The organism is Kineosporia sp. R_H_3 (assembly GCF_002198675.1).
Lineage (GTDB): Bacteria > Actinomycetota > Actinomycetes > Actinomycetales > Kineosporiaceae > R-H-3.
The window spans coordinates 1-21,283 of record NZ_MWLL01000133.1; the positions used below are offsets into that span (position 1 = coordinate 1).

Below are 21,283 nucleotides of genomic sequence, written 5' to 3' on the forward strand. Positions count from 1 at the left end.
TCGTGGCCGGGACGGTACCGGCACCGACGATTGAGGGAGAGACCCGCATGTCCGACGTCCCACCGGCGCCGCTGAGCGTCGAGGAGCTGCGACGGCTCGTCGCGAGCGGCTCCGTCGACACCGTTCTCGTCGTCTTCACCGACATGCAGGGCCGCCTGCAGGGCAAGCGCGTGCACGCGCAGTTCTTCCTGGACGACACGCTCGGCCACGGCACCGAGGGCTGCAACTACCTGCTCGCGGTCGACGTCGACATGAACACCGTCGACGGCTACTCGATGTCCTCGTGGGACACCGGGTACGGCGACTTCGTCTTCCGCCCCGACCTGTCGACGCTGCGCCCCGCGCCGTGGCTGCCCGGCACCGTCATGGTGCAGTGCGACCTCACGTGGCTCGACGGCTCGGACGTCGTCCAGTCGCCGCGGCAGATCCTGCTCCGCCAGGTGAAGCGGGCCGAGGCGATGGGCTTCGTCGCCCTGGCCGGCACCGAGCTCGAGTTCATGGTCTTCGACGACAGCTACGAGCAGGCCTGGGACAAGCGCTACCGCGACCTCACGCCGTCCAACCGGTACAACGTCGACTACTCGATCATCGGCACGACGCGGGTCGAGCCGCTGCTGCGCGACATCCGGAACATGATGCACCGGGCCGGTCTCGTCGTGGAGTCGGCCAAGGGCGAGTGCAACTACGGCCAGCACGAGATCGCGTTCAAGTACGCCGAGGTCGTGACGACCGCGGACCGGCACACCGTCTACAAGACGGCAGCCAAGGAGATCGCGGCGAACCACGGCAAGGCGCTGACCTTCATGTCGAAGGTCAACGAGCGCGAGGGCAACTCGTGCCACATCCACATGAGCCTGCGCGGGCTCGACGGCTCGATCGTCTTCGCCGACCCGGCGAGCCCCGACGGACGCAGCGACCTCTTCAAGTCCTTCGTCGCGGGCGTCATGGCCTTCCTGCCGGACTTCTCGCTGCTCTACGCGCCGAACATCAACTCGTACAAGCGGTTCCAGCCGGGCAGCTTCGCGCCGACCGCCGTCGCGTGGGGCGAGGACAACCGCACGTGCGCGCTGCGGGTCGTCGGCAAGGGCCCCGCGCTGCGCGTGGAGAACCGGGTGCCGGGGGGCGACGTCAACCCCTACCTCGCGCTGGCCGCGATGCTCGGCTCGGGCCTGCAGGGCATCGAGCAGGACATGCAGCTCGAGCCGGCGCTCGTCGGCAACGGCTACGTCGCGGAGCGCACGCGGGTCGCGACGACCCTGCGGGCCGCCCGCGACGCGTTCTCCCAGTCGCCGACCGTCAAGACGATCCTCGGCGCCAGCGGCCCGCGCCGGCCGGGGGCCGAGCTCGGTGACGTCGCCGAGGAGCTGCGTGTCGCCGAGGAGGTCGTGCGGCACTACACGAACATGGCGGACGTCGAGCTGCGCGCCTACGAGGCGGCCGTCACCGACTGGGAGCTCGTCCGCGGCTTCGAGCGGCTCTGACCTCCCCGGGTCCGCCGCACCGGACCGTCACGAGACACCGTACGAGAGAAGGGTTCCCATGTCCGTCCTGCACGAGGTCGTGAACCCGGCGACCGAGGACGTCGTCACGGCCGTCGAGCTGCTCGACGCCGCCGGCACCGACGCGGCGATCGCGCGGGCGCAGTCCGTCGCGAGGTCCTGGGCCGCCGTGACCCCGGCCGACCGGGCCCGCCTGCTGCGCCGGTTCGCCGACGCCGTCGACGGCGCCGTCGAGGAGCTCGCGCAGCTGGAGGTGCGCAACGCCGGCCACACCATCGGCAACGCGCGGTGGGAGGCCGGCAACGTCCGCGACGTCCTGCACTACTACGCGGCGGCACCCGAGCGCCTCTTCGGCCGGCAGATCCCGGTCGCGGGCGGCCTCGACGTGACGTTCAAGGAGCCGATCGGCGTCGTCGGCGTCATCGTGCCCTGGAACTTCCCGATGCCGATCGCCGGCTGGGGCTTCGCCCCCGCGCTCGCGGCGGGCAACCCGGTCGTCCTCAAGCCGGCCGAGCTCACCCCGCTCACGGCGATCCGGCTCGGCGAGCTCGCCCTCGAGGCGGGCCTCCCCGAGGGCGTGTTCCAGGTGCTGCCCGGCAAGGGCTCCGTCGTCGGGCAGCGGTTCGTCGACAACCCCGGCGTCCGCAAGGTCGTCTTCACTGGGTCGACGACGGTCGGCACGGGTGTGATGGCCGGCTGTGCCCAGCAGGTCAAGCGGGTCACCCTCGAGCTCGGCGGCAAGAGCGCGAACGTCGTCTTCGCCGACGCCGACCTCGAGAAGGCGGCGGCGACGGCGCCCTACGGCGTCTTCGACAACGCCGGGCAGGACTGCTGCGCCCGGTCCCGGATCCTCGTCGAGCGCAGCGTCTACGAGAAGTTCCTCGGCCTGCTCGAGCCGGCCGTGCAGGGCGTCAAGGTCAAGGCGCCCGGCGAGGACGACGCCGAGATGGGCCCGCTCATCTCGGCGACCCAGCGCGCCACCGTCCGGTCCTACGTCGAGGAGGCGACCGAGCCCGTCGACGTCGCGTTCCGCGGCAGCGCGCCGGAGGGGCCCGGCTACTGGTACCCGCCGACCGTCGTCCTGCCCCGGTCCGCGAGCGACCGGGTCTGGCGCGAGGAGGTCTTCGGGCCCGTCGTCGCCGTCCTGCCGTTCGACGACGAGGCGGACGCCGTCGCGAAGGCGAACGACAGCGAGTACGGGCTGTCGGGCTCGATCTGGACCCGCGACGTCGGCCGGGCGCTGCGCGTCTCGCGCGGCGTCGAGGCCGGCAACCTCTCGGTGAACTCGCACTCGTCGGTGCGGTACTCGACGCCGTTCGGCGGCTTCAAGCGCTCGGGCCTGGGCCGCGAGCTCGGCCCCGACGCGCTCGACGCGTTCACCGAGACCAAGAACGTCTTCATCGCCACCGACTGAGGCACCCGCCACGGTCGGCAGCTTCATCGGCAGGGTCATCGGAAAGGATTGCAGTGGAACGACTTTCGGGCCGCGTCGCCGTCGTCACGGGCGGGGCGAGCGGGATCGGCGAGGCATCGGCGCGGCGGCTGGCGAGCGAGGGCGCGCACGTCGTCGTCGCCGACCTCAACGTCGACGCCGGCGAGGCGCTCGCCAAGGAGCTCGACGGCCTCTTCGTGCGGGTCGACGTGACGAGCGAGGCCGACAACGAGGCGATGTACGCGGCGGCCGTCGAGAAGTACGGCCAGGTCGACATCGCCTTCCACAACGCGGGCATCTCCCCGCCGGACGACGACTCGATCCTCACCACGGGGATCGACGCGTGGCGCCGCGTGCAGGAGGTCAACCTGACCTCGGTCTACCTCGGCTGCAAGGCCGTGCTGCCGCACATGCTCAAGCGCAACAAGGGCTCGATCATCAACACGGCGTCGTTCGTCGCGACGCTCGGCGCGGCGACGAGCCAGATCTCGTACACCGCGAGCAAGGGCGGCGTCCTCGCGATGACCCGCGAGCTCGGCGTCCAGTTCGCCCGTGAGGGGGTGCGGGTCAACGCGCTCTCGCCCGGACCGGTCGCGACGCCGCTGCTCATGGAGCTCTTCGCGTCCGACCCCGAGCGGGCGCAGCGCCGCCTCGTCCACGTGCCGATGGGCCGCTTCGCGCAGCCCGAGGAGATGGCCGCCGCGGTCGCCTTCCTCGCGAGCGACGACTCGTCGTTCATGACGGCGAGCAACTTCCTCGTCGACGGCGGCATCAGCGGGGCGTACGTCACCCCGCTCTGACGCGCCTTCCCGTCGTCTCCGAGGTGGATCGCCGGCACACCGCCGGCGGTCCACCTCAGAGGGCCGGTCAGGGGAGTGCGACCCACCCGGAAGGACCGATGGGAGACTTGCGACCCGTGAGCGACACCGACCGCCGCCCCGTCGTGGGCATCTCCGCGTACAGCACGCAGGCAGCCTGGGGCGTCTGGGACGTCGAGGCGGTCCTCGTACCGCGCGCCTACGTCGACGCCGTCGCGCGGGCCGGCGGGCTGCCCGTCGTCCTGCCGCCGCTGCCGGGCGTCGTCGAGGGCCTGCTGCCCCGGCTCGACGCCCTCGTCGTCGCGGGCGGCCCGGACGTCGAGCCGCGGCTCTACGGCGCCGAGCCCGGCCCGGACACCCAGCCGCCCAAGCCGGAGCGGGACGCCGCCGAGACCGGGCTCATCCTCGGCGCCGTCGAGGCCGGGCTCCCGGTGCTCGGGATCTGCCGCGGGATGCAGCTGCTCAACGTCGCCCGCGGCGGCACGCTGCACCAGCACCTGCCCGACGTCCTGCACCACGACGAGCACGCACCCGCCCCCGGCGTCCACGGCGACCACCCGGTGCGGGTCGCGCCCGGCACCCGGCTCGCCGAGGCGCTCGGCGGCCGCACCGAGACGCCCGTCCCGGCGTACCACCACCAGGGCGTCGACCGGGTGGGGGAGCGGCTCGTGCCGACCGCCTGGACCGCCGACGGCCTCGTCGAGGCGCTCGAGGACCCGGCGCTCCCGTTCTGCGTCGGCGTGCAGTGGCACCCCGAGGTCGGCACCGACCCGGCGCTCTTCGACGCCCTCGTCGCCGCGGCCCGGGCCCGGCGCGACGCCACGGTGCCGGCATGAGCACCGACCGGCTCGAACGGGACGCCGAGCGCGCCGCCGACCGGCTGCGGGTCGTCGGCCCGCGGATGGCGGCCCGGACCGGCCCGGAGGCGCAGGCCCTGCTCGACGACGTCCGCGCCGACCTGCAGCGGCTCGCGGACCTCGCGGCGGACGCCGAGGAGCGCCCGCGCCGCGCCGTCCCGGTGCTCGCCGCCCATGCCCTCGCCGACCAGGTGCTCGTGCTCGCGCACGACGTGGCCGTCGCCGCACCGGGCACCCCGGCGGGGGACGCCGCGACGGAGGCCGCGGTCGCCGTCGTCGCCGCCCTGAAGGCGCGGATCTGAGCCTCGCGAACTGCGCAAAGAGCGCACTGTGATTCATCTGTCTCTCTGTGTGCTCATGATCTAGGCTCGCCGACGCGCCGTCTCGGGACGGCATGGCCCGCACCGTCCGACGTCCGAGCTCTCGACACGTCAGGGGAACCCATGTCCGTCCGAGCCCTGCTCCGCCATGCCCGAAACCATCCCGCGCGACGCTCGAGCGTCGCGGTGGCGGCGGTCGCCGTCCTCGTCGTGACGACCGCCGGCACGGCCCGGGCCGCCGTCGTGCCGATCAGCGTCGACACCTTCACCGACACCTCGGGGCAGCACGCCAGCCAGGTCGAACCCGACTCGTTCGCCTTCGGGTCGACGGTCGTCACCGCCGTCCAGACCGGCCGCTGGTTCAACGGCGGTGCGTCCGGGATCGCCGTCTCCCGGTCCGGCGACGGCGGCGCCACCTGGACGACGACGAACCTGCCGAACCTCACGAACAACCCGAGCCCGGACAACCCGACGCCGGGGATCTGGGACAGGGTCAGCGACCCCGTCGTCACCTACGACGCCCGGCACGACGTGTGGATGGTGTCGACCCTGCCGCTCGTCGGCCGGTCGACGACCGTCGGTCCGACGGCCGCGGGCGTCTACACCAGCCGCAGCACCGACGGCGGGATCACCTGGGGCGCACCGGTCTTCGTCACCGGCTCGAACCTGCAGAGCCCGGACAAGAACTGGATCGTCTGCGACAACACGGCGACGAGCCCCTTCTACGGCAGGTGCTACACCGAGTGGGACGCCAACGGTGACGGCAACCGGATCTACATGAGCACGTCGACCGACGGCGGTCTCACCTGGGGGCCGCGCCGTCGGCCGTCGAACAACGCGACCGGGATCGGGGGGCAGCCGGTCGTCCAGCCGAACGGCACGGTGATCGTGCCGATCGACAACGCGAACGAGACGACGCTGCGCTCGTTCCGCTCGACGAACGGCGGGACGTCCTGGTCGAACGCGACGACGATCACGACGATCTCGCACCACACGGTGGCGGGCGGCCTGCGCACCGGGCCGTTGCCGTCCGCCGAGATCGACGCGAGCGGGCGCGTGTTCGTCGCCTGGCAGGACTGCCGCTTCCGGGCCGGCTGCACGGCGAACGACATCGTCTTCGTCACCTCGACGAACGGCACCACGTGGAGCACGGTGCAGCGGGTCCCGATCGACGCGGTGACGAGCGGCAGGGACCACTTCATCCCGGGTCTCGCCGTCGACCGGACGACGTCCGGCGCCACGACCCGGCTGGCGCTCGCCTACTACTTCTACCCGGCGGCGAGCTGCACGGCGGCGACGTGCCAGCTCAGCGTGGGCTACGTGTCCTCCACGAACGCCGGTGCCACCTGGTCGGCGCCCACCACGCTCGCCGGGCCCATGTCGCTGTCGTGGCTGCCGGCCACGACGCAGGGCCCGATGGTCGGCGACTACATCTCGACGTCCTTCGTCGGTACCAGGCCCGTGCCGGTGTTCGTCCGTGCGCAGGCCCCTGCCGGGTCGGTGCTCGACCAGCGGATGGTGGCGGAGACCGGGCTGGCGACGGCCCGCGCCGGGGCCGCCCGGTCGCAGTCCACGCCGCGGTCGGTCGTCCCGGGCAGCGGCACCGCGCGGGGAGCCTTCGTCCGACGCTGAGGCACCGGCGACGGCCGGGGCGGCGCACGCCGTCCCGGCCGTCGTCCGTCCGGCGGGTGCCGCGCCGGCCGGCGTGCGACGATCACGCCATGTCCAAGCAGCTGCTCGTCGGGATCGGTCTCCTGCTCGTCCTCATGGGCGCGATCTGGACCGGCCAGGGTCTGGGGTTCATCGGCGGCAGCTTCATGACGGGCGAGGTGCTCTGGGCCGTCATCGGCCCGGTCACCGCCCTCGCCGGCGCCGCGCTCGCCTACCGCGGCGCGAAGAAGGCCTGACGGCAGGGCAGGGTCAGCCCCCGACCGGCAGCGGCACCGGCGACCAGGTGAAGGCGGCCGCCCAGTCCGGGTCCGCGTGCGTCCAGCGGCCCAGCGCCGTGCTGACCTTGTCCCGCGAGACGGTCAGCGCGGAGCGCAGCGCCGCGTGCCGGACGCATCCCGGTTCGGGCAGTGCCCCGAAGCCGTGCTCGACCTGGTAGACGCCGTCCGGGCGCAGCCAGACCTGGGCGAAGGCGTCGCCGTCGCACTCGAGGACGAGCCAGCCGTCCCGGGGCAGGTACTCCACCTCGGCACGCACCTGGTCCGTCGTCGGCCCCGCGGTCCGGCGGTCCCGCGACGTCCGCAGGACCAGCCCGCCACGCGGCCTGCCGTCCGTCATCCCGTGCCCCGGCCGGTCGGCGACGTCAGCCGAGACGCTCGTAGATGATCGCCATGCCCTGGCCACCGCCCACGCACATCGTCTCGAGGCCGAACTGGCCGTCGCGGGCCTGCAGGCCGTTGAGCAGCGTCGTCGTGATCCGGGCGCCTGTCATCCCGAACGGGTGCCCGAGGGCGATCGCCCCGCCGTGCACGTTGAGCTTGTCGTAGCCGATCCCCAGCTCGTCGGCGCTGGGCAGCACCTGGGCGGCGAACGCCTCGTTGATCTCCACGAGGTCGATGTCGTCGATCGTCATGCCGGCCAGGGCGAGCGCACGGCGCGAGGCCTCGACGGGCCCCAGGCCCATGACCTCCGGCGACAGCGCCGAGACCCCCGTCGACACGACGCGGGCGAGCGGGGTGAGCCCGAGCTCCTGGGCCTTGGTGTCGCTCATGACGACGACGGCCGCGGCGCCGTCGTTGAGCGGGCAGCAGTTGCCCGCGGTCACGGTGCCGCCCGGGCGGAAGACCGGCTGCAGGGACTGCACCGCCTCCAGCGTCACGCCGGCACGGGGGGAGTCGTCCTTCGTCATGACCGAGCCGTCGGGCAGCGTGATCGGGGTGATCTCCCGCTCGAAGAAGCCGTCCGCCGCGGCCTTCTCGGCGCGGTTCTGGCTCTCGACGCCCCACTCGTCCTGCGCCTGGCGGCTCACGCCGCGCGACGTCGCGACGTTCTCGGCGGTCTGCCCCATCGCCATGTAGACGTCGGGGAGCAGGCCGGCCTCACGCGGGTCCGTCCACGGCGCGTTGCTCTGCGCGGTCGCGACGGTGCGCTCCTTGGCCTCGGCGAACTTCGGGTTGTCCCAGTCCGCGGCCTGCTGGCCGGCCCCGGCGAAGCCCTTGTAGCGCGAGACGCACTCGACGCCGGCGCTGACGAACGCGTGGCCCTCGCCGGCCTTGATCGCGTGGAAGGCCATCCGGGTGGTCTGCACGGACGACGCGCAGAACCGGTTGACCGTCGAGCCGGGGAGGCCGTCGAGGCCGAGGAGCACCGACACGACGCGCGCCATGTTCGAGCCGTGCTCGCCCCACGGCTCGGCGCAGCCGAGGTAGAGGTCGTCGAGGACGTCCGCGGTGAGCGCGGGCACCTTGTCGAGCGCGGCGCGGACGACGGTCGCGGCGAGGTCGTCGGGGCGCACGTCCTTGAGGGAACCCTTGAACGCGCGGCCGATGGGCGAGCGGGCGGTGGAGACGATCACGGCCTCGGGCACGGGTGGACCTCCTCTGGACGCGCGGCACCGGTGCCGCAGGCGGTGGACCCAACATACCTGCGGCTAAGCGGTCGCTTAGGTGTGCCGGGTCACACCGACGCGTCGTCGGTGAGCCCGCCGTCCGCCCGGGCGTCCGTGTCCGGACCCTGTGCGTCCTGGCCGTGCATGTCCGGGCCGTGCGCGTCCGGGCCCTGCGCCTCGGTGGCCGCGGCCTGCGCGTCCGCCGGGCGTGCGCCGTCCGCCGGGACCGTCGCCCACGGCCGGCGCAGGAGCACCGCCCACCGCCCGCGCGGGCCGCGGGCCGCCCCGCCGACCTCGGTGCCGGTGACCTCGGTGCCGGCGACCGCTGCGGCGCGGGCCGCCGCGTGCGCGACGTCGTCGACGCCCTCGCCGCGCCGGACGTCGGGGCGCTGCTCGGGCAGCCAGGGCAGCACGTCGAGCGCGTCGCAGACGCTGGGGAGCAGCGCGGCGGCGCACCGGGCGTAGCCGGCCGCCGACGGGTGGAACCGGTCGGCGGAGAAGAGCTCGTGCGGCCGGGAGGCGAACTCTGCGCCGATGAGGTCGCGCAGCGAGACCGTCCGGCCGCCGGCCTCGACGACGGCGATCGTCTGGGCCGCGGCGAGCTCGCGGCTCCAGCGCCGGGCGAGGTACTTCAGCGGCTGCGCGAGCGGCTCGATCGTGCCGAGGTCGGGGCAGGTGCCGACGACGACCTGCGCCCCCGCGGCGCGCAGCCGGCGCACCGCCTCGGCGAGCGCCCGGATGGCGACCGCGGGCTTGGTCCGGTTCGTCACGTCGTTCGCGCCGACCATGACGACGGCCACGTCGAGCGAGGGGCCGGCCTCGAGCAGCCGGTCGACCTGGGCCTCGAGGTGCTCGGACCGGGCACCGACGACGGCGACGACCCGCAGGTCGACCGGCCGCCCGGACAGGGCCGCGAGCCCGGTCGCGATGACCGCGCCGGGGGTCTGCGCCGGGTCGTCGACACCGAGCCCGACGGCGGAGGAGTCCCCGAGCATCGCCATGACGACCGGGTCGCCCGGACCGGCGCCGTACCGGCCGCTCGCGTCCGGGCCCTGCTTGCCGAACGGGGTGCCGATCCAACGCCGCGCGAGCTTGGCCTCGGTGAAGAGGATCCCGTAGCCCGCGGCGCCGAGCCCGGCGAGCCCGCCGCCGCCGTACGCGGCCGCGGCCGCGATGCGGCGTGCCCTGCGTGCGCGGCTCATCGACCGCTGACCTCCACTCGTCGTCCGCGCCCGCCGACGGGTGCGGGCCGCTTCACGGTAACCCCGCCGCCGGTCAGCGTCGTCCCGCGGCGGTGAGGAAGGCGCGGACCTTCTCCCGCGCGTTGTCGCTGACGTGCGGCCCGTGGGTGAAGGCCGCGACCCGGTACTCGAACTGCCCGAGCACGTGCGCCGTCCGCCGGGTGAGCGCGACGTCCGTGCAGAACGCCTTGACCGGCCACCGCAGCCCGAGCACGTTGAAGATCGAGTCCCCGGTGATGAGGACGCCCGTCGGCTGGTGGAGCAGCGAGACGTGGCCGGGGGTGTGGCCCGGGGTGTGGACGACGCGCAGCCCGCCGAGCACCGGCAGCACCTCGCCGTCGTGCAGCACGTGCCCGACGTCGACCGGGTCGAAGGCCTTGGCCCCGCCGCGGGAGAGCATCCGGCCCAGACCCGTCGACGGGTCGAGCGGGGGCCGCTCGCCGCGGCGGACGTAGCCGGCGTCCGCCTCGTGCGCCGCGACCGTCGCGCCGGTCTCGCGGGAGAGCCGGGCCAGGCCGCCGCCGTGGTCGCTGTGCGAGTGGGTCAGCACGATCCGGGTGACGTCGCGCGGCGACCGGCCGATGGCCGCCAGCCCGGCCGCGATCCGCGCCGGCGCCCCGCGCAGCCCGGTGTCGACGAGCGTCACGGCCCCGTCGGGCTCGGCGAACGCGAACGTGTTCACGAGGTCGAACGGGGCCGTCGGGATCCGCCACACCCCGGGTGCGAGCGCGATGGCTGCCTCTGCCATGTGGTCCTCCCCTCCGCGGTCGTCACCCTAGGGCCCGGGGATGTCGGCGACGTGTCACCGCGCGGATCACCGCGCGCCGGGGGCCGCCTGCGCGTCGAGGGCCGGCAGCAGGGTGAGCGCGAGGTGCAGCCGCAGCCGGTCCGCGCCGTCCGTGAGGTCGAGGCCGGTGATCCCGGCGAGCCGGGCGAGCCGCTGGTAGAGCGTCTGCCGGTGGATGCCGAGGTCGGCCGCGGCCCGCTGCGGCGAGCAGGCGGCGTCGAGCCAGACCCGCGCCGTCCGGACGAGGTCGTCGTCCCCGGTCGCGAGGAGCCGGGCGACGGGCGGCTCGAGGACGGCGTCCGCGAGCGCCCGCGCCCCGCACGCGAGCAGCCGGTGGACGCCGAGCGCGGACCAGCGGGCGACCGGGCCCAGGGCCGGGACCGCGGTCGCGGCCCGGACGGCGACGAGCCCCTCGTGCCGGGAGGCGCGGGCGTCGACGAGGTCGGGGCGCGGGTCGCCGACACCGGCGACGATCCCGCTGCCGTCGGGAGCGCCCCGGCGCACGAGGTCGACGGCCTGCCGGGCGACCGCGACCGCGGCGTCCTCGCCCCGGGCGCCGACCGGGACGAGCAGGTCGATGAGGCCGTCGCCGGGCCGGGCCAGCACCCCGCGCGGCAGCTCCCAGAGGTTCGCCGGCGTCCGGCCGCCGTCGACCGTCGGCGGCACCGTGACGGCGACGGCGACGACCCGGACCGAGCGCTGCACGAGGCCGCGGCCGGTGAGCGTCTCGGCGGCCCGCTCGGCCGCGTCGCCGTCCGCGGCGAGGACGTCGTCGAGCAGCCAGGCGACGTCGTCCCGGGCCCGGGCCTGCTGCGCGAGGACGGCGCCCGCGCGGCCCGCGAGCCGCATCGCCGCCTCGGCGGCGTCGGTGTCGACCGGCCCGGCGGCCGGGTCCTCGACGACCCAGAGGTAGCCGTAGGTGACGTCGCGCCAGCGGGCCGGCAGGCAGAGCCGGGCCGCGACGCCGCGCGCGCCGTCCGCGGGCACGTGCACCGGCCCCGTCGCGGTCGCGATCCCGAAGCCCTCGAACCACGCCCGCACGTCCGGCGTCGAGCGGCGCTGGAGGATCGAGGCCTGCCGCACGCCGTCGACCGGTGCGTCGTGCGCGGCGAACGCGACGAGGTGGAAGTCGCGGTCCTCGAGCGTGACCGGTGCGTCGAGCAGCGCGGCGGCCTCGTCGACGACGGCCTGCAGGTCGGGACGCACACGGCTCCTCGAGGGCGTATGGACATCTGTCTGCTCAAGGGTCCCGTAGCTGATGACGATCGTCCATTCGCGGATCCACAGGTTCTGCCTACCGTGGTCGTGACGCCCCGATCGACCGCTGTCTCACCGGCCCCCGGAGGTCACCGTGCTCGGATCCGTGCTCCTGTCCGCCTCCCGCAGCCCCCGGCTCCGGCAGGCCGTCACGTCGGTCCCCGCGACCCGGACGCTCGTCGAGCGGTTCGTCGCCGGTGAGCAGCGCGCCGACGCCGTCCGGACGGCGTCCGCGCTCGTGGCGCGCGGCCTGCGGGTCACCGTCGACCACCTCGGCGAGGACACCACCGACCTCGCGACCGCGGCCGCCGTCCGCACCGCCTACCTCGACGCGCTCGCGTCGTTCGCGGACGCGGGCATCGCGAAGGACGTCGAGGTGTCGGTCAAGCTCTCCGCCGTCGGCCAGGCGCTCGCGAAGGACGGCGAGGCCGTGAGCCTCGACAACGCCCGGGCGATCTGCGAGGCGGCCGAGGCGGTCGGGACCACGGTCACGTTCGACATGGAGGACCACACGACGGTCGACCGGACGCTGGCCGTCGTCCACGCGCTGCGCGCGGACTTCGGCTGGGTCGGCTGCGTGCTCCAGACGATGCTGCGCCGCACCGAGGCCGACTGCCGCGACCTGTCCGGCGTCGGCTCCCGGGTGCGCCTGGTCAAGGGCGCCTACAAGGAGCCGGAGTCGGTCGCCTTCCAGGCGAAGGCGGACGTCGACCGGTCGTACGTGCGCTGCCTGGAGACGCTCATGGCCGGCCAGGGCTACCCGATGGTCGCCTCGCACGACCCGCGGCTCGTCGCGATCGCCGCGACGCTCGCCGAGCGGCACGGCCGGGGCCGGGACGACTACGAGTTCCAGATGCTCTACGGCGTGCGCCCCGACGAGCAGCGCCGCCTCGCGGACGACGGCTACCGGGTCCGCGTCTACCTGCCGTACGGCACCGACTGGTACGGCTACTTCATGCGCCGCCTCGCCGAGCGCCCCGCGAACGTCGCGTTCCTGCTCCGGGCGCTCGCCTCCCGCGGCTGACCGCGGGGTCCGGGTGCGACGGCGGGCCCGGCGTCGGCGATGATGCGATCATGAGCGACGACCTGCCGCCCTTGTGGTTCCTCGACGTGGACGGCGTCGTCAACGCGATCTCCGCGCAGCCGGACCCGGCCGTCTGGAACGACTGGAGCACCGGCCGGGCCACCGTCGACGGCCGGCCGTGGACCATCCGGTTCTCCCCGACGGTGACCTCGACCGTGGCCCGGCTGCACACCGAGGGGCTCGCCGAGGTCTGCTGGCTCACGACGTGGGGGCACGCCGTGAACGACGACCTGCGCGTCGTCCTCGGGCTGCCCGAGCTGCCCGTGGCGGGCACGTTCGAGGAGGGCTCGGACGACGGGCCGGTGCCGGACGCGGCCCCGCAGGACCCCGACCGGCCGCAGAGCCACGCCCGGCTCGGCGACCGGGCGACCGCGCTCGACCCGCTGACCGGCGTCTGGTGGAAGCTCGACGTCGTGCGGCTCATCCACGCCGTCGACCCGGATCGGCGCATCGTCTGGACCGACGACGACCTGCGGCTCTACCCCGAGGCCCTGGAGTGGTTCCGCGCGAACGCCCGGGGGCTCTGCCTGGCCCCCGACGAGACCGTCGGCCTGACCCGCGAGCACCTGGCCGCCGTCCGCGACTACCTCGACGACCCGACGCTCTGACCGTGCCCGGCCGGAAAGCCGCTGTGCCGGGCGGGTGCGCCCACTAGCCTGCCCGTCATCATGACCATGGAACCCGGCGCCGCCGCAGAACCCGGCGAGGACCGCCCGCTCGTCGTCCTCGGGGACGGCGGGCTGGCGCGGTCGGTCTGCGCGGCCCTCGTCGAGCGCGGCCGGGTCGTGCGGCACCTGCCCGCGCCGGACGACGCCCGGCTCGCCGAGGCGCTCGGCGTCCGGGACGGCGCGCAGCCGGGCGAGCCGGCGGACGACGGCACCGGCCACGCCGCCGGGCTCGCGGTGCTCTTCCACGACGACCACGTCGCGCTGCGCTACACGCTCGCGGCGGCCCACCTGGCCCCCGACGTCCCCGTCGTCTCGAGCGTCTTCGACCGCACCGTCGCGACCCAGTTGACCCGGCTCGTGCCGTGGCTCGCGCTGTCGACGCCGGGCAACCTCGTCGCCCCGTCGCTCGCGGGTCCGTGCCTCGGCCCCGGCATCGTCTCGGCGACCGCGCCGGGCACCGTCGTCGTCCGCGAGGGCAACGGGCTCGTCACCCGGCCGTGGCGCCCGGACGCCGCCGACCGCCGGCGCACCCTGCTCGGGCGGCTGTCCGGTCAGCTGCGCCCGCACGACCCGGGCAGCCGGATCCTCCTCGCGGGCCTGGCCGGCCTCGTCGCGGTGCTCGTCGGGGACTTCGCCGCGCTCGTCCTGGGCTTCCACCGGCACGCGTCCGAGGCCTTCTTCGACGCCGCCCGCGTCGTCGCGACGGTCGGGCCGGCCGCTGCGCCGCAGGAGAGCGCGACCTACCTCGTGCTGTCCGCGCTCGCGATCCTCGTGACCGTCGTCCTCACGGCGTCCTTCACGGCCGGCCTCGTCGAACGGCTGCTCGGCGACCGGCTCGTCGGTCTCGTCGGCCGGCGGGCGCTGCCGCGGCGCGGGCACGTCGTCGTCGTCGGCCTCGGCCAGGTCGGCCTGCGGCTGTGCCAGGAGCTGCGCGGGCTCGGCCTGCCCGTCGTCGCGGTCGAGAAGTACGCCTCCGCGCCGTCGGTGCGCCGGGCCCGGGCGCTGCACATCCCCGTCGTCATCGGCGACGGCGAGGACCGCGAGGTGCTCGAGCGCGTCTGCCTGGCGCGGGCCCGGGCGCTCGCGGCGGTCGCCTCGGACGACATCGACAACATCGCGGTCGCGGTCGCCGCGCACGCCGTCGCCCCGGGCGTGCGCGTCGTCCTGCGGGCCGGCCAGCACGAGGCGATCCAGGAGACGCGCAGCCTGCTCCCGCTCGGCACGACCCGGGACGTCACGGGCGCCGCCGCCGGCTGGGTCGTCGCCCGGCTCCTCGGCGAGCAGCCCACCGGCATCGTCGCCGGGATGCACGACCTGTGGCTCGACCTGCCCGGGCGCGGCCTCGTCCGCTGGCCCACGACGTCCCGGGACCGCTGCTCGCACATCGGCGGCTGACCCGTCGCACCGCCGCAACGGTCCGGTGACGGGACGACGTCACCGGCGGGTGCGAGGATGCTCCGGTGGGACGAGAGAAGATGCAGCACACGGGCCCCTTCGAGGGCATGACCTACGCGGACACCGTCGTCGACCTCATGGGTGACACGCCGCTCGTCCGGCTCGGCCGGGTCACCGAGGGGCTCGCGCCGCTCGTGCTCGCCAAGGTCGAGTACCTCAACCCGGGCGGGTCGGTGAAGGACCGGATCGCCGTCCGGATGATCGAGGCCGCCGAGGCCGACGGCCGGCTCAAGCCGGGCGGCACGATCGTCGAGCCGACGTCCGGCAACACCGGTGTCGGGCTCGCCCTCGTCGCCCAGCAGCGCGGCTACAAGTGCGTCTTCGTCTGCCCCGACAAGGTCAGCGAGGACAAGCGCAACGTGCTCAAGGCGTACGGCGCCGAGGTCGTCGTGTGCCCGACCGCGGTGGCGCCCGAGCACCCGGACTCGTACTACTCGGTGAGCGACCGGCTCGTCCGCGAGATCGAGGGCGCCTGGAAGCCCGACCAGTACTCCAACCCCGAGGGGCCCGCGAGCCACTACGCGACGACCGGGCCCGAGATCTGGCGCGACACCGCCGGCCGGGTCACGCACTTCGTCGCGGGCGTCGGGACCGGCGGCACGATCACCGGCACCGGGCGCTACCTCAAGGAGGCCTCCGCGGGCCGGCCCGGCGGCCCGGTGCACGTCGTCGGCGCCGACCCCGAAGGGTCGGTCTACTCCGGCGGCACCGGCCGGCCGTACCTCGTCGAGGGCGTCGGCGAGGACTTCTGGCCGACCGCCTACGACCCGGCGGTCCCGGACGAGATCGTCGCGGTCTCCGACGCGGCGTCGTTCGAGATGACCCGCCGCCTCGCCCGCGAGGAAGGGCTGCTCGTCGGCGGCTCGTGCGGCATGGCCGTCGTCGCGGCGCTCGAGGTCGCCGAGCGGCTCGGCCCGGACGACGTCGTCGTCGTCCTGCTGCCGGACGGCGGCCGCGGCTACCTCTCGAAGATCTTCAACGACCGCTGGATGGCGTCCTACGGCTTCGTCGAGGCGGACGGCGCGACGAGCGTCGGGCAGGTCCTGCGCGGCAAGTCGGGCCGGCTGCCCGACCTCGTGCACACGCACCCGACCGAGACGGTCCGCGACGCCATCGAGATCCTGCGCGAGTACAACGTCTCGCAGATGCCGGTCGTCAAGGCCGAGCCGCCGGTCATGACGGGCGAGGTCGCGGGCTCGGTGAGCGAGCGCGAGCTGCTCGACGCCGTCTTCTCCGGCCGGGCCGCGCTCGCCGACCCGGTCGAGAAGCACATGGCCGCCGCGCTGCCGCTCGTCGGCGCCGGTGAGCCGGTCGACGTCGCCCGGCACGCGCTCGAGGACGTCGACGCCGTCATGGTCGTCGAGGACGGCAAGCCGGTCGGCGTGCTGACCCGGCACGACCTGCTCGGGTTCTTCGCGAGCTGATCCGGTCGTTCGGGCTGCCCGGTCGGGAGACCGGCCGGGCAGCCCGTTCGGGCAGGCTCAGCTGACCTTCTGGCCGAGCACCCGCGGCTTGTAGGTCGCGATGTACTCGTCGACCTTGTCCTTGCGGACGGCCTCCCAGAGGATCCTGCCCTGCACGTCGTCGAGGTACACGACCGACTGGGAGCCCTCCTTGCCGGTCGACGGGCTCGCGAGCGGCGCCGTGAAGAACGCGACGTCGGAGACGTCCGCGCCCTGGTAGTCGAGCGCGATCTCGCTCATCTCGTCGATCGTGAACGCGTTGTCGGACGCCGTCGCGGAGGTCAGCGCGTCGAGCGCGCTGTTGAGCTTGAGCGGGTTCGCGAGGGTGCCGCGGGCCGAGAGCTTCTTGAGGACGGCGCGGATCCAGTTCTGCTGGCGGCGCACCCGGTCGAAGTCGCCGCCGGCGAGGGTCTTGCGCTGCCGGACGTACTGCAGGGCCTCCTCCCCGCCCATCGTCTGGCAGCCCGACTTCACGGTCCCGATCTTGTCGCTGACCGTCTTCGGCACGCAGATCCGGACGCCGCCGAGGGCGTCGGTGATCTGCTTGAAGCCGGTGAAGTCGATGACGACGACGTGGTCGATCCGGACCCCGGTGAGGGACTCGATGGTGCGGACCATGAGCGTGGGGCCGCCGAAGCTGAACGCGGCGTTGATCTTGTTCTTGCCGTGGCCGGGGATCTCGACCCAGCTGTCGCGCGGGATCGACGTCACCGACGCCGTCTTCCGGTCCGCGGTGAGGTGCAGGATCATGATCGCGTCCGTGCGCTGGGCGCCGGCCTTCCAGTCCTCGGGGTTGCCCGCCGAGACCCGGCTGTCCGAGCCGAGGAGCAGGATGTTCGACGCGTCGCCCGCGACCGGGTCGACCGTCGCGCGGTCCGTCTTGGGGATCGCCTGGAACGGGTCGCCGAAGCGCTCGATGTTCTTGTCGAGGGACTGCTGCCACTCCCGGACGGCGATCTTGAAGCCGACCCCGACGAAAAGCGCGGCGGTGCCGAGGATCGCGACGACCTTGACCCACCGGGGGTAGCGGCTCGTCCGGCCGCGCCTGCCGCGGCGGCCCCGCGGCGGCTCGCCGGCGGCCGCGACCTCGTGGGAGGTGGAGCCGCCGAACCCGTCGAAGACGTCGTCGAACGGGCGCTCCCGGATGTCGCTCACCAGATCTCCGATCTCGTCGCCCCGACTCGAAAATCAGGATAGGTGGACGTCAGTCGCGCTTTTCACGCATTGCTGCAAACGTCACCCGTCCGGTAGAGCCGGTCACGCCAAGTGAGTGATCCTGGGTTTCGGTGTCAGCCTCGACGGCCTTTGCGCGTTTTGAGGTAGTCACTGACGACGTACTGCCCGAGCCGATCGAGCCCGGGCGTGAACACCCGGCCGCCGTTGCGCCGGGCGACCGCGTCGACGAACCGGCGCAGCCCCGGGTCCTCCCCGAGCATGAAGAGGTTGATCGCCGCGCCGTACCGGGTCAGCGCGTCGACCTCGGCGACCGTCGCCCGGATCGTCTCCGGCAGCGGCGGCCACATGAAGACCGCGTCGCCGTCCGGGGCGAGGTGCGCGGTCGGCTCGCCGTCGGTGACGACGAGGACGACGGGCTCGCCGTCCGGGTGCCGGCGCAGGTGCCGGCCGGCGATCTTCAGCGCGTGCTGCAGGTTGGTGCCCTGCACGTAGTCCGGCTCGACGCCCGCGAGCTGCTCGACCGACAGCGCCGAGGCGTGCCGGCCGAAGCCGATGATCTGGAGGGCGTCCTGCGGGAAGCGGGTCGCGACGAGGTGCGCGAGCGCGAGCGCCGTCTGCTTCATCGGGCCCCAGCGGCCCTCGGAGATCATCGAGTACGACAGGTCGACGCACAGCGCCACCGCCGCACCCGCCCGGCGCTCGGTCTCGACGACCTCGAAGTCCTCGACCTCGAGCCGGACGCCGCGCGGGGACCTGGCCCCGGGGACGCGCGGCCCCGTCGTCGAGACCGACCGCCGGACGGCGTTCCCGACGGTGCGGACGACGTCCAGCGGCTGCTCGTCGCCGAACTGCCAGGCCCGCGAGGCGCCCGTCGCCTCGCCGGACGCCCCGGCGTCGCGCAGGTCGTGCTCGCCGCGGCCGCCGTCCTTGAGGTGCTCGAAGACCTGCCGGAGCGCGGTCTGGCCGAGCCGGCGCAGCGCCTTGGGGGAGAGGGTCAGCCCGCCCGAGTCCCGCACGAGCCAGCCCTGCCGCTCGAGCTCGCGCTCGAGGTGCTGCAGCCGGCGCACGTCCTGCGCGGCCCCGGCGCCGAGCGCCCGCTCGACCTGCTCCACGTCGACGTCGTCGAGCGTGGCGCCCGGGTGCTGCTGGCCGAGGGAGTCGAGCAGGTCGTCGAGGTCGGCGAGCTCGGCGAGGGCGTCGGCGGCCTCGCCGTAGCCGAGCGGGTTCTCCCCGCGCATCCGCTCGCCGCGCTCCCACGACAGGTCCGGGCGCAGCGCCCGGAGGTTGTCGCTCAGCGCGGCCATCTGCGCCGCGAGGTCGGGGTCGCCGAGGGCCGCGGCCATGAGGCCCTGGAGCTCCTCGCGCTGCTGCGGCGTGAGCGAGGCCATGAGCCGCTGCGCCGCCGCGGCCTGCCGGGCGAGCGCGTCGATGAGCTCGTCGACGTTCTTCGGGTCCTCCGGGAACAGGTCGCCGTGCTTGTCCATGAACTCGGCGAAGGCCTGCGTCGTGTCCTCGCCGCGGGCGTGCTTCGCGAGCAGCCCGTTGAGGTCGGAGAGCATGTCCTTGACGGCCTGGTTCGCGGCCTGCCGCTGGGCGTCGTCCGCGCCGGGCTGCATGCCCCGCAGGGCGTCGCGCATCCCGCGGAACTGCTGGTCGAGGACGTCGCCGCGCAGGTCGTCGAGGATCTCGCGGTAGATCCGCTCGGCGTCCTGCGAGGCCCAGGAGTAGTCCGACAGGTCGCTCACGGCCCGCGCCGCGGAGCGGGGCAGGTTGTCGAGCCGGGCCTCGGCGAACCGGGCCTCGTCGCCGTCGCGGCCGGCGAGCTCCTCGCGCTCGGCGGCGAGCGCCTGGTCGAGCTTGGCCTGCGCGGAGGTCACCGCGCCGTCGAGCCGGCCGCGGCGGGAGGCGTCGCGGCGCATCCGGGCGGCCCGCGCCCGCAGCTCGTCGAGCCCGGGCAGGTCCGGCCGGCCGGTCTCGCCGGGCAGCCCGCGGCGCAGCAGGTCGCGCAGGGCGTCCCGGATGCTGCCGCCGGCGAGCACGTCCTCGCCGAGGGCGTCGAGCGCCTCGCGGACGTCGAACGGCGGCGCGAGCGGGTCCGGCCCGCCGCGCCACGGCCCGTAGCGGTGCCGGTGCGAGCGGTGCCTGTTCGGGCCGCGGCCCGAGGCGGCGTCGCTCACCGTCGGCGGCCCTCGGTGGGCTCGCCGTCGTCGCGGCCGCCGTAGACGACGCGACCGTCGTCGTCGACCTCCTTGGCGACCCGCCGGGTCAGGTGCAGGCCCTCGAGCACGAACTCGACGGCGCTCGCGGCCTCGGCGGCCGTCGGCACCTCGTCGTGGCCGAGGCGGGCGAGCACCGTGGCCAGCCCGGGGACCGTCCCGACCTGCGCGAGCAGGTCCTTGGACGACACCGCCTCGCCCGCGGCCACCCCGGCGCCCTCGGCGGCGACCGCGACGAAGCCGGTGAGGTCGAGGCCGCCGAGCCGGGCGCGCCACGTCTCGGCGGTCGCGCGGCGCAGCAGGTGGTCGAGCACCTCGACCTCGCGGCCCTCGCCGTCCGCCTCGAACTCGACCTTGCCGCGCAGGGTGCCGGTGACGAACTCGGTGTCGCCGATCCGGGCCACCGGGCCGTCGGGGCCGGACGTCGGCTCGCCGAGCAGCGCGGCCCGCCGCAGGGCCGCGGCCGCGACGGTCTCCGCCGCGGCGATGGAGAACCGGGCGGAGATGCCGGACCGCTGGTCGACCGCCGGGGACTCCCGGACCGCGCGGGTGAACCGGGCGAGCACCTCGAGCAGGTGGTCGGGGAGGGTCGCCGCGAGCGCGGCCTCCTGCCGGACGAGCTCGACCTCGAGGTCGAGGTCGAGCGGGTAGTGGGTGCGGATCTCGGCGCCGAAGCGGTCCTTGAGCGGGGTGATGATCCGGCCCCGGTTCGTGTAGTCCTCGGGGTTGGCCGACGCGACGAGGAGCAGGTCGAGCGGCAGTCGCAGCACGTACCCGCGCACCTGGACGTCGCGCTCCTCGAGCACGTTGAGCAGCGAGACCTGGATCCGCTCGGCGAGGTCGGGCAGCTCGTTGACCGCGAAGATCCCGCGGTGGGTGCGGGGCACGAGCCCGAAGTGGATCGTCTCCGGGTCGCCGAGCGTGCGGCCCTCGGCGACCTTGATCGGGTCGACGTCGCCGATGAGGTCGCCGACGGAGGTGTCCGGGGTGGCGAGCTTCTCTGCGTAGCGCTCGCTGCGGTGCAGCCAGGCCACCGGCAGGTCGTCGCCCAGCTCGGCGACCCGGGCCCGGGACGCGGGCGTGATCGGGTCGAAGGGGTGCTCGTGGAGCTCGGCGCCGGAGATGACCGGCGTCCACTCGTCGAGCAGCCCGACGAGGCTGCGGATGAGCCGCGTCTTGCCCTGGCCGCGCTCGCCGAGCAGCACGAGGTCGTGACCCGCGAGCAGGGCGCGCTCGAGGTCGGGGAGCACGGTCTCGTCGAAGCCGACGACGCCCGGGAAGCGGTCGCCGCCCGCCGCGATCCGGGCCAGGAGGTTCTCGCGCAGCTCGGCCTTGACCGTGCGGAGCACGTGCCCGGAGGCGCGCAGCTCACCGGCCGTCGCGGGCAGCCCGGCGGGCGGCACGGGGGCCACGTGCGGCAGGTGACCGGCGGCCGGGCCGGGGGCCGTCGGGGC

Annotated in this window: 19 protein-coding genes; 11 read left to right on the top strand and 8 right to left on the bottom strand. The window is 74.6% G+C overall.

Annotation, left to right across the window (positions count from 1 at the left end; genetic code table 11):
- Positions 1-47: 47 nt before the first annotated feature.
- From ECOMGDLI_RS13425 to ECOMGDLI_RS13455, 7 genes are all read left to right on the top strand, one after another.
- The gene (locus tag ECOMGDLI_RS13425; protein ID WP_088317334.1) at positions 48-1,481 is read left to right on the top strand and encodes a glutamine synthetase family protein; all 1,434 of its coding nucleotides are present in this window, start codon (positions 48-50) and stop codon (positions 1,479-1,481) included.
- Between the two features lie 58 nt (positions 1,482-1,539).
- Positions 1,540-2,913: an aldehyde dehydrogenase gene (locus ECOMGDLI_RS13430; protein WP_088317335.1), complete on the top strand. Its 1,374-nt coding sequence runs from the start codon at positions 1,540-1,542 to the stop codon at positions 2,911-2,913.
- A 53-nt stretch (positions 2,914-2,966) separates the two neighbouring features.
- Positions 2,967-3,731 carry a 3-oxoacyl-ACP reductase gene (locus tag ECOMGDLI_RS13435; RefSeq protein ID WP_088317336.1) on the top strand — a complete coding sequence of 255 codons (765 nt, stop codon included), beginning with the start codon at positions 2,967-2,969 and terminating at the stop codon, positions 3,729-3,731.
- A 98-nt stretch (positions 3,732-3,829) separates the two neighbouring features.
- On the top strand, positions 3,830-4,585 hold the full coding sequence (locus ECOMGDLI_RS13440; RefSeq protein ID WP_088317337.1) for a gamma-glutamyl-gamma-aminobutyrate hydrolase family protein: 756 nt from the start codon (positions 3,830-3,832) through the stop codon (positions 4,583-4,585).
- Entirely contained in the window at positions 4,582-4,908 is a 327-nt protein-coding gene (locus tag ECOMGDLI_RS13445) for a hypothetical protein (protein WP_088317338.1), read from the top strand. Before ECOMGDLI_RS13440 ends, ECOMGDLI_RS13445 begins: the two co-directional genes overlap by 4 nt.
- Before the next feature lie 141 nt (positions 4,909-5,049).
- Positions 5,050-6,558 (top strand): sialidase family protein, encoded by a 1,509-nt coding sequence (locus ECOMGDLI_RS13450; RefSeq protein ID WP_088317339.1) that lies wholly within the window; start codon positions 5,050-5,052, stop codon positions 6,556-6,558.
- A gap of 89 nt (positions 6,559-6,647) precedes the next feature.
- The gene (locus ECOMGDLI_RS13455) at positions 6,648-6,833 is read left to right on the top strand and encodes a hypothetical protein (protein ID WP_088317340.1); all 186 of its coding nucleotides are present in this window, start codon (positions 6,648-6,650) and stop codon (positions 6,831-6,833) included.
- A 13-nt stretch (positions 6,834-6,846) separates the two neighbouring features.
- On the opposite strand, the gene ECOMGDLI_RS13460 is transcribed toward ECOMGDLI_RS13455, so the two are convergent.
- The 5 genes from ECOMGDLI_RS13460 to ECOMGDLI_RS13480 all read right to left on the bottom strand — a co-directional run bounded on the left by ECOMGDLI_RS13460 (position 6,847) and on the right by ECOMGDLI_RS13480 (position 11,716).
- Entirely contained in the window at positions 6,847-7,212 is a 366-nt protein-coding gene (locus ECOMGDLI_RS13460; RefSeq protein WP_088317341.1) for a hypothetical protein, read from the bottom strand.
- 25 nt (positions 7,213-7,237) lie between these two features.
- Positions 7,238-8,461 carry an acetyl-CoA C-acetyltransferase gene (locus ECOMGDLI_RS13465; RefSeq protein ID WP_088317342.1) on the bottom strand — a complete coding sequence of 408 codons (1,224 nt, stop codon included), beginning with the start codon at positions 8,459-8,461 and terminating at the stop codon, positions 7,238-7,240.
- An 89-nt stretch (positions 8,462-8,550) separates the two neighbouring features.
- A complete protein-coding gene (locus ECOMGDLI_RS36440) occupies positions 8,551-9,684 on the bottom strand; it encodes an SGNH/GDSL hydrolase family protein (protein ID WP_088317343.1) in 1,134 nt (377 codons plus the stop codon).
- 73 nt (positions 9,685-9,757) lie between these two features.
- Complete coding sequence (locus ECOMGDLI_RS13475) at positions 9,758-10,471, bottom strand: MBL fold metallo-hydrolase (protein ID WP_088317344.1); 714 nt, start codon at positions 10,469-10,471, stop codon at positions 9,758-9,760.
- Between the two features lie 66 nt (positions 10,472-10,537).
- A complete protein-coding gene (locus ECOMGDLI_RS13480; RefSeq protein ID WP_088317345.1) occupies positions 10,538-11,716 on the bottom strand; it encodes a CdaR family transcriptional regulator in 1,179 nt (392 codons plus the stop codon).
- 145 nt (positions 11,717-11,861) lie between these two features.
- On the opposite strand from ECOMGDLI_RS13480, the gene ECOMGDLI_RS13485 reads away from it, so the two are divergent.
- The 4 genes from ECOMGDLI_RS13485 (at position 11,862) to ECOMGDLI_RS13500 (ending at position 16,398) form a co-directional block, all read left to right on the top strand.
- Positions 11,862-12,791, top strand: a complete 930-nt coding sequence (locus tag ECOMGDLI_RS13485; protein ID WP_088317346.1) for a proline dehydrogenase family protein — start codon at positions 11,862-11,864, stop codon at positions 12,789-12,791.
- 50 nt (positions 12,792-12,841) lie between these two features.
- Positions 12,842-13,459, top strand: a complete 618-nt coding sequence (locus tag ECOMGDLI_RS13490; protein WP_088317347.1) for an HAD domain-containing protein — start codon at positions 12,842-12,844, stop codon at positions 13,457-13,459.
- 60 nt (positions 13,460-13,519) lie between these two features.
- Positions 13,520-14,914 (top strand): NAD-binding protein, encoded by a 1,395-nt coding sequence (locus ECOMGDLI_RS13495; protein WP_198954830.1) that lies wholly within the window; start codon positions 13,520-13,522, stop codon positions 14,912-14,914.
- Positions 14,915-15,021: 107 nt separating this feature from the next.
- Positions 15,022-16,398 carry a cystathionine beta-synthase gene (locus ECOMGDLI_RS13500; RefSeq protein WP_088317352.1) on the top strand — a complete coding sequence of 459 codons (1,377 nt, stop codon included), beginning with the start codon at positions 15,022-15,024 and terminating at the stop codon, positions 16,396-16,398.
- 57 nt (positions 16,399-16,455) lie between these two features.
- Here ECOMGDLI_RS13500 and ECOMGDLI_RS13505 read toward each other — a convergent pair whose 3' ends face one another.
- The 3 genes from ECOMGDLI_RS13505 to ECOMGDLI_RS13515 all read right to left on the bottom strand — a co-directional run bounded on the left by ECOMGDLI_RS13505 (position 16,456) and on the right by ECOMGDLI_RS13515 (position 21,241).
- Complete coding sequence (locus ECOMGDLI_RS13505) at positions 16,456-17,592, bottom strand: LCP family protein (protein ID WP_088317349.1); 1,137 nt, start codon at positions 17,590-17,592, stop codon at positions 16,456-16,458.
- 134 nt (positions 17,593-17,726) lie between these two features.
- Positions 17,727-19,790 carry a VWA domain-containing protein gene (locus ECOMGDLI_RS13510; RefSeq protein WP_088317350.1) on the bottom strand — a complete coding sequence of 688 codons (2,064 nt, stop codon included), beginning with the start codon at positions 19,788-19,790 and terminating at the stop codon, positions 17,727-17,729.
- Complete coding sequence (locus ECOMGDLI_RS13515) at positions 19,787-21,241, bottom strand: magnesium chelatase (RefSeq protein ID WP_198954831.1); 1,455 nt, start codon at positions 21,239-21,241, stop codon at positions 19,787-19,789. Before ECOMGDLI_RS13515 ends, ECOMGDLI_RS13510 begins: the two co-directional genes overlap by 4 nt.
- Positions 21,242-21,283: the final 42 nt, after the last annotated feature.

Excerpts from the sequence above, each read along its gene's own strand:
- ECOMGDLI_RS13450 (WP_088317339.1), top strand. The coding sequence starts at position 5,050 with ATGTCCGTCCGAGCCCTGCTCCGCCATGCCCGAAACCATCCCGCGCGA.
- ECOMGDLI_RS13475 (WP_088317344.1), bottom strand. The coding sequence starts at position 10,471 with ATGGCAGAGGCAGCCATCGCGCTCGCACCCGGGGTGTGGCGGATCCCG.
- ECOMGDLI_RS13425 (WP_088317334.1), top strand. The coding sequence starts at position 48 with ATGTCCGACGTCCCACCGGCGCCGCTGAGCGTCGAGGAGCTGCGACGG.
- ECOMGDLI_RS13460 (WP_088317341.1), bottom strand. The coding sequence starts at position 7,212 with ATGACGGACGGCAGGCCGCGTGGCGGGCTGGTCCTGCGGACGTCGCGG.
- ECOMGDLI_RS13440 (WP_088317337.1), top strand. The coding sequence starts at position 3,830 with ATGGGAGACTTGCGACCCGTGAGCGACACCGACCGCCGCCCCGTCGTG.
- ECOMGDLI_RS13445 (WP_088317338.1), top strand. The coding sequence starts at position 4,582 with ATGAGCACCGACCGGCTCGAACGGGACGCCGAGCGCGCCGCCGACCGG.
- ECOMGDLI_RS13500 (WP_088317352.1), top strand. The coding sequence starts at position 15,022 with ATGACCTACGCGGACACCGTCGTCGACCTCATGGGTGACACGCCGCTC.
- ECOMGDLI_RS13455 (WP_088317340.1), top strand. The coding sequence starts at position 6,648 with ATGTCCAAGCAGCTGCTCGTCGGGATCGGTCTCCTGCTCGTCCTCATG.
- ECOMGDLI_RS36440 (WP_088317343.1), bottom strand. The coding sequence starts at position 9,684 with ATGAGCCGCGCACGCAGGGCACGCCGCATCGCGGCCGCGGCCGCGTAC.
- ECOMGDLI_RS13430 (WP_088317335.1), top strand. The coding sequence starts at position 1,540 with ATGTCCGTCCTGCACGAGGTCGTGAACCCGGCGACCGAGGACGTCGTC.
- ECOMGDLI_RS13495 (WP_198954830.1), top strand. The coding sequence starts at position 13,520 with ATGACCATGGAACCCGGCGCCGCCGCAGAACCCGGCGAGGACCGCCCG.
- ECOMGDLI_RS13490 (WP_088317347.1), top strand. The coding sequence starts at position 12,842 with ATGAGCGACGACCTGCCGCCCTTGTGGTTCCTCGACGTGGACGGCGTC.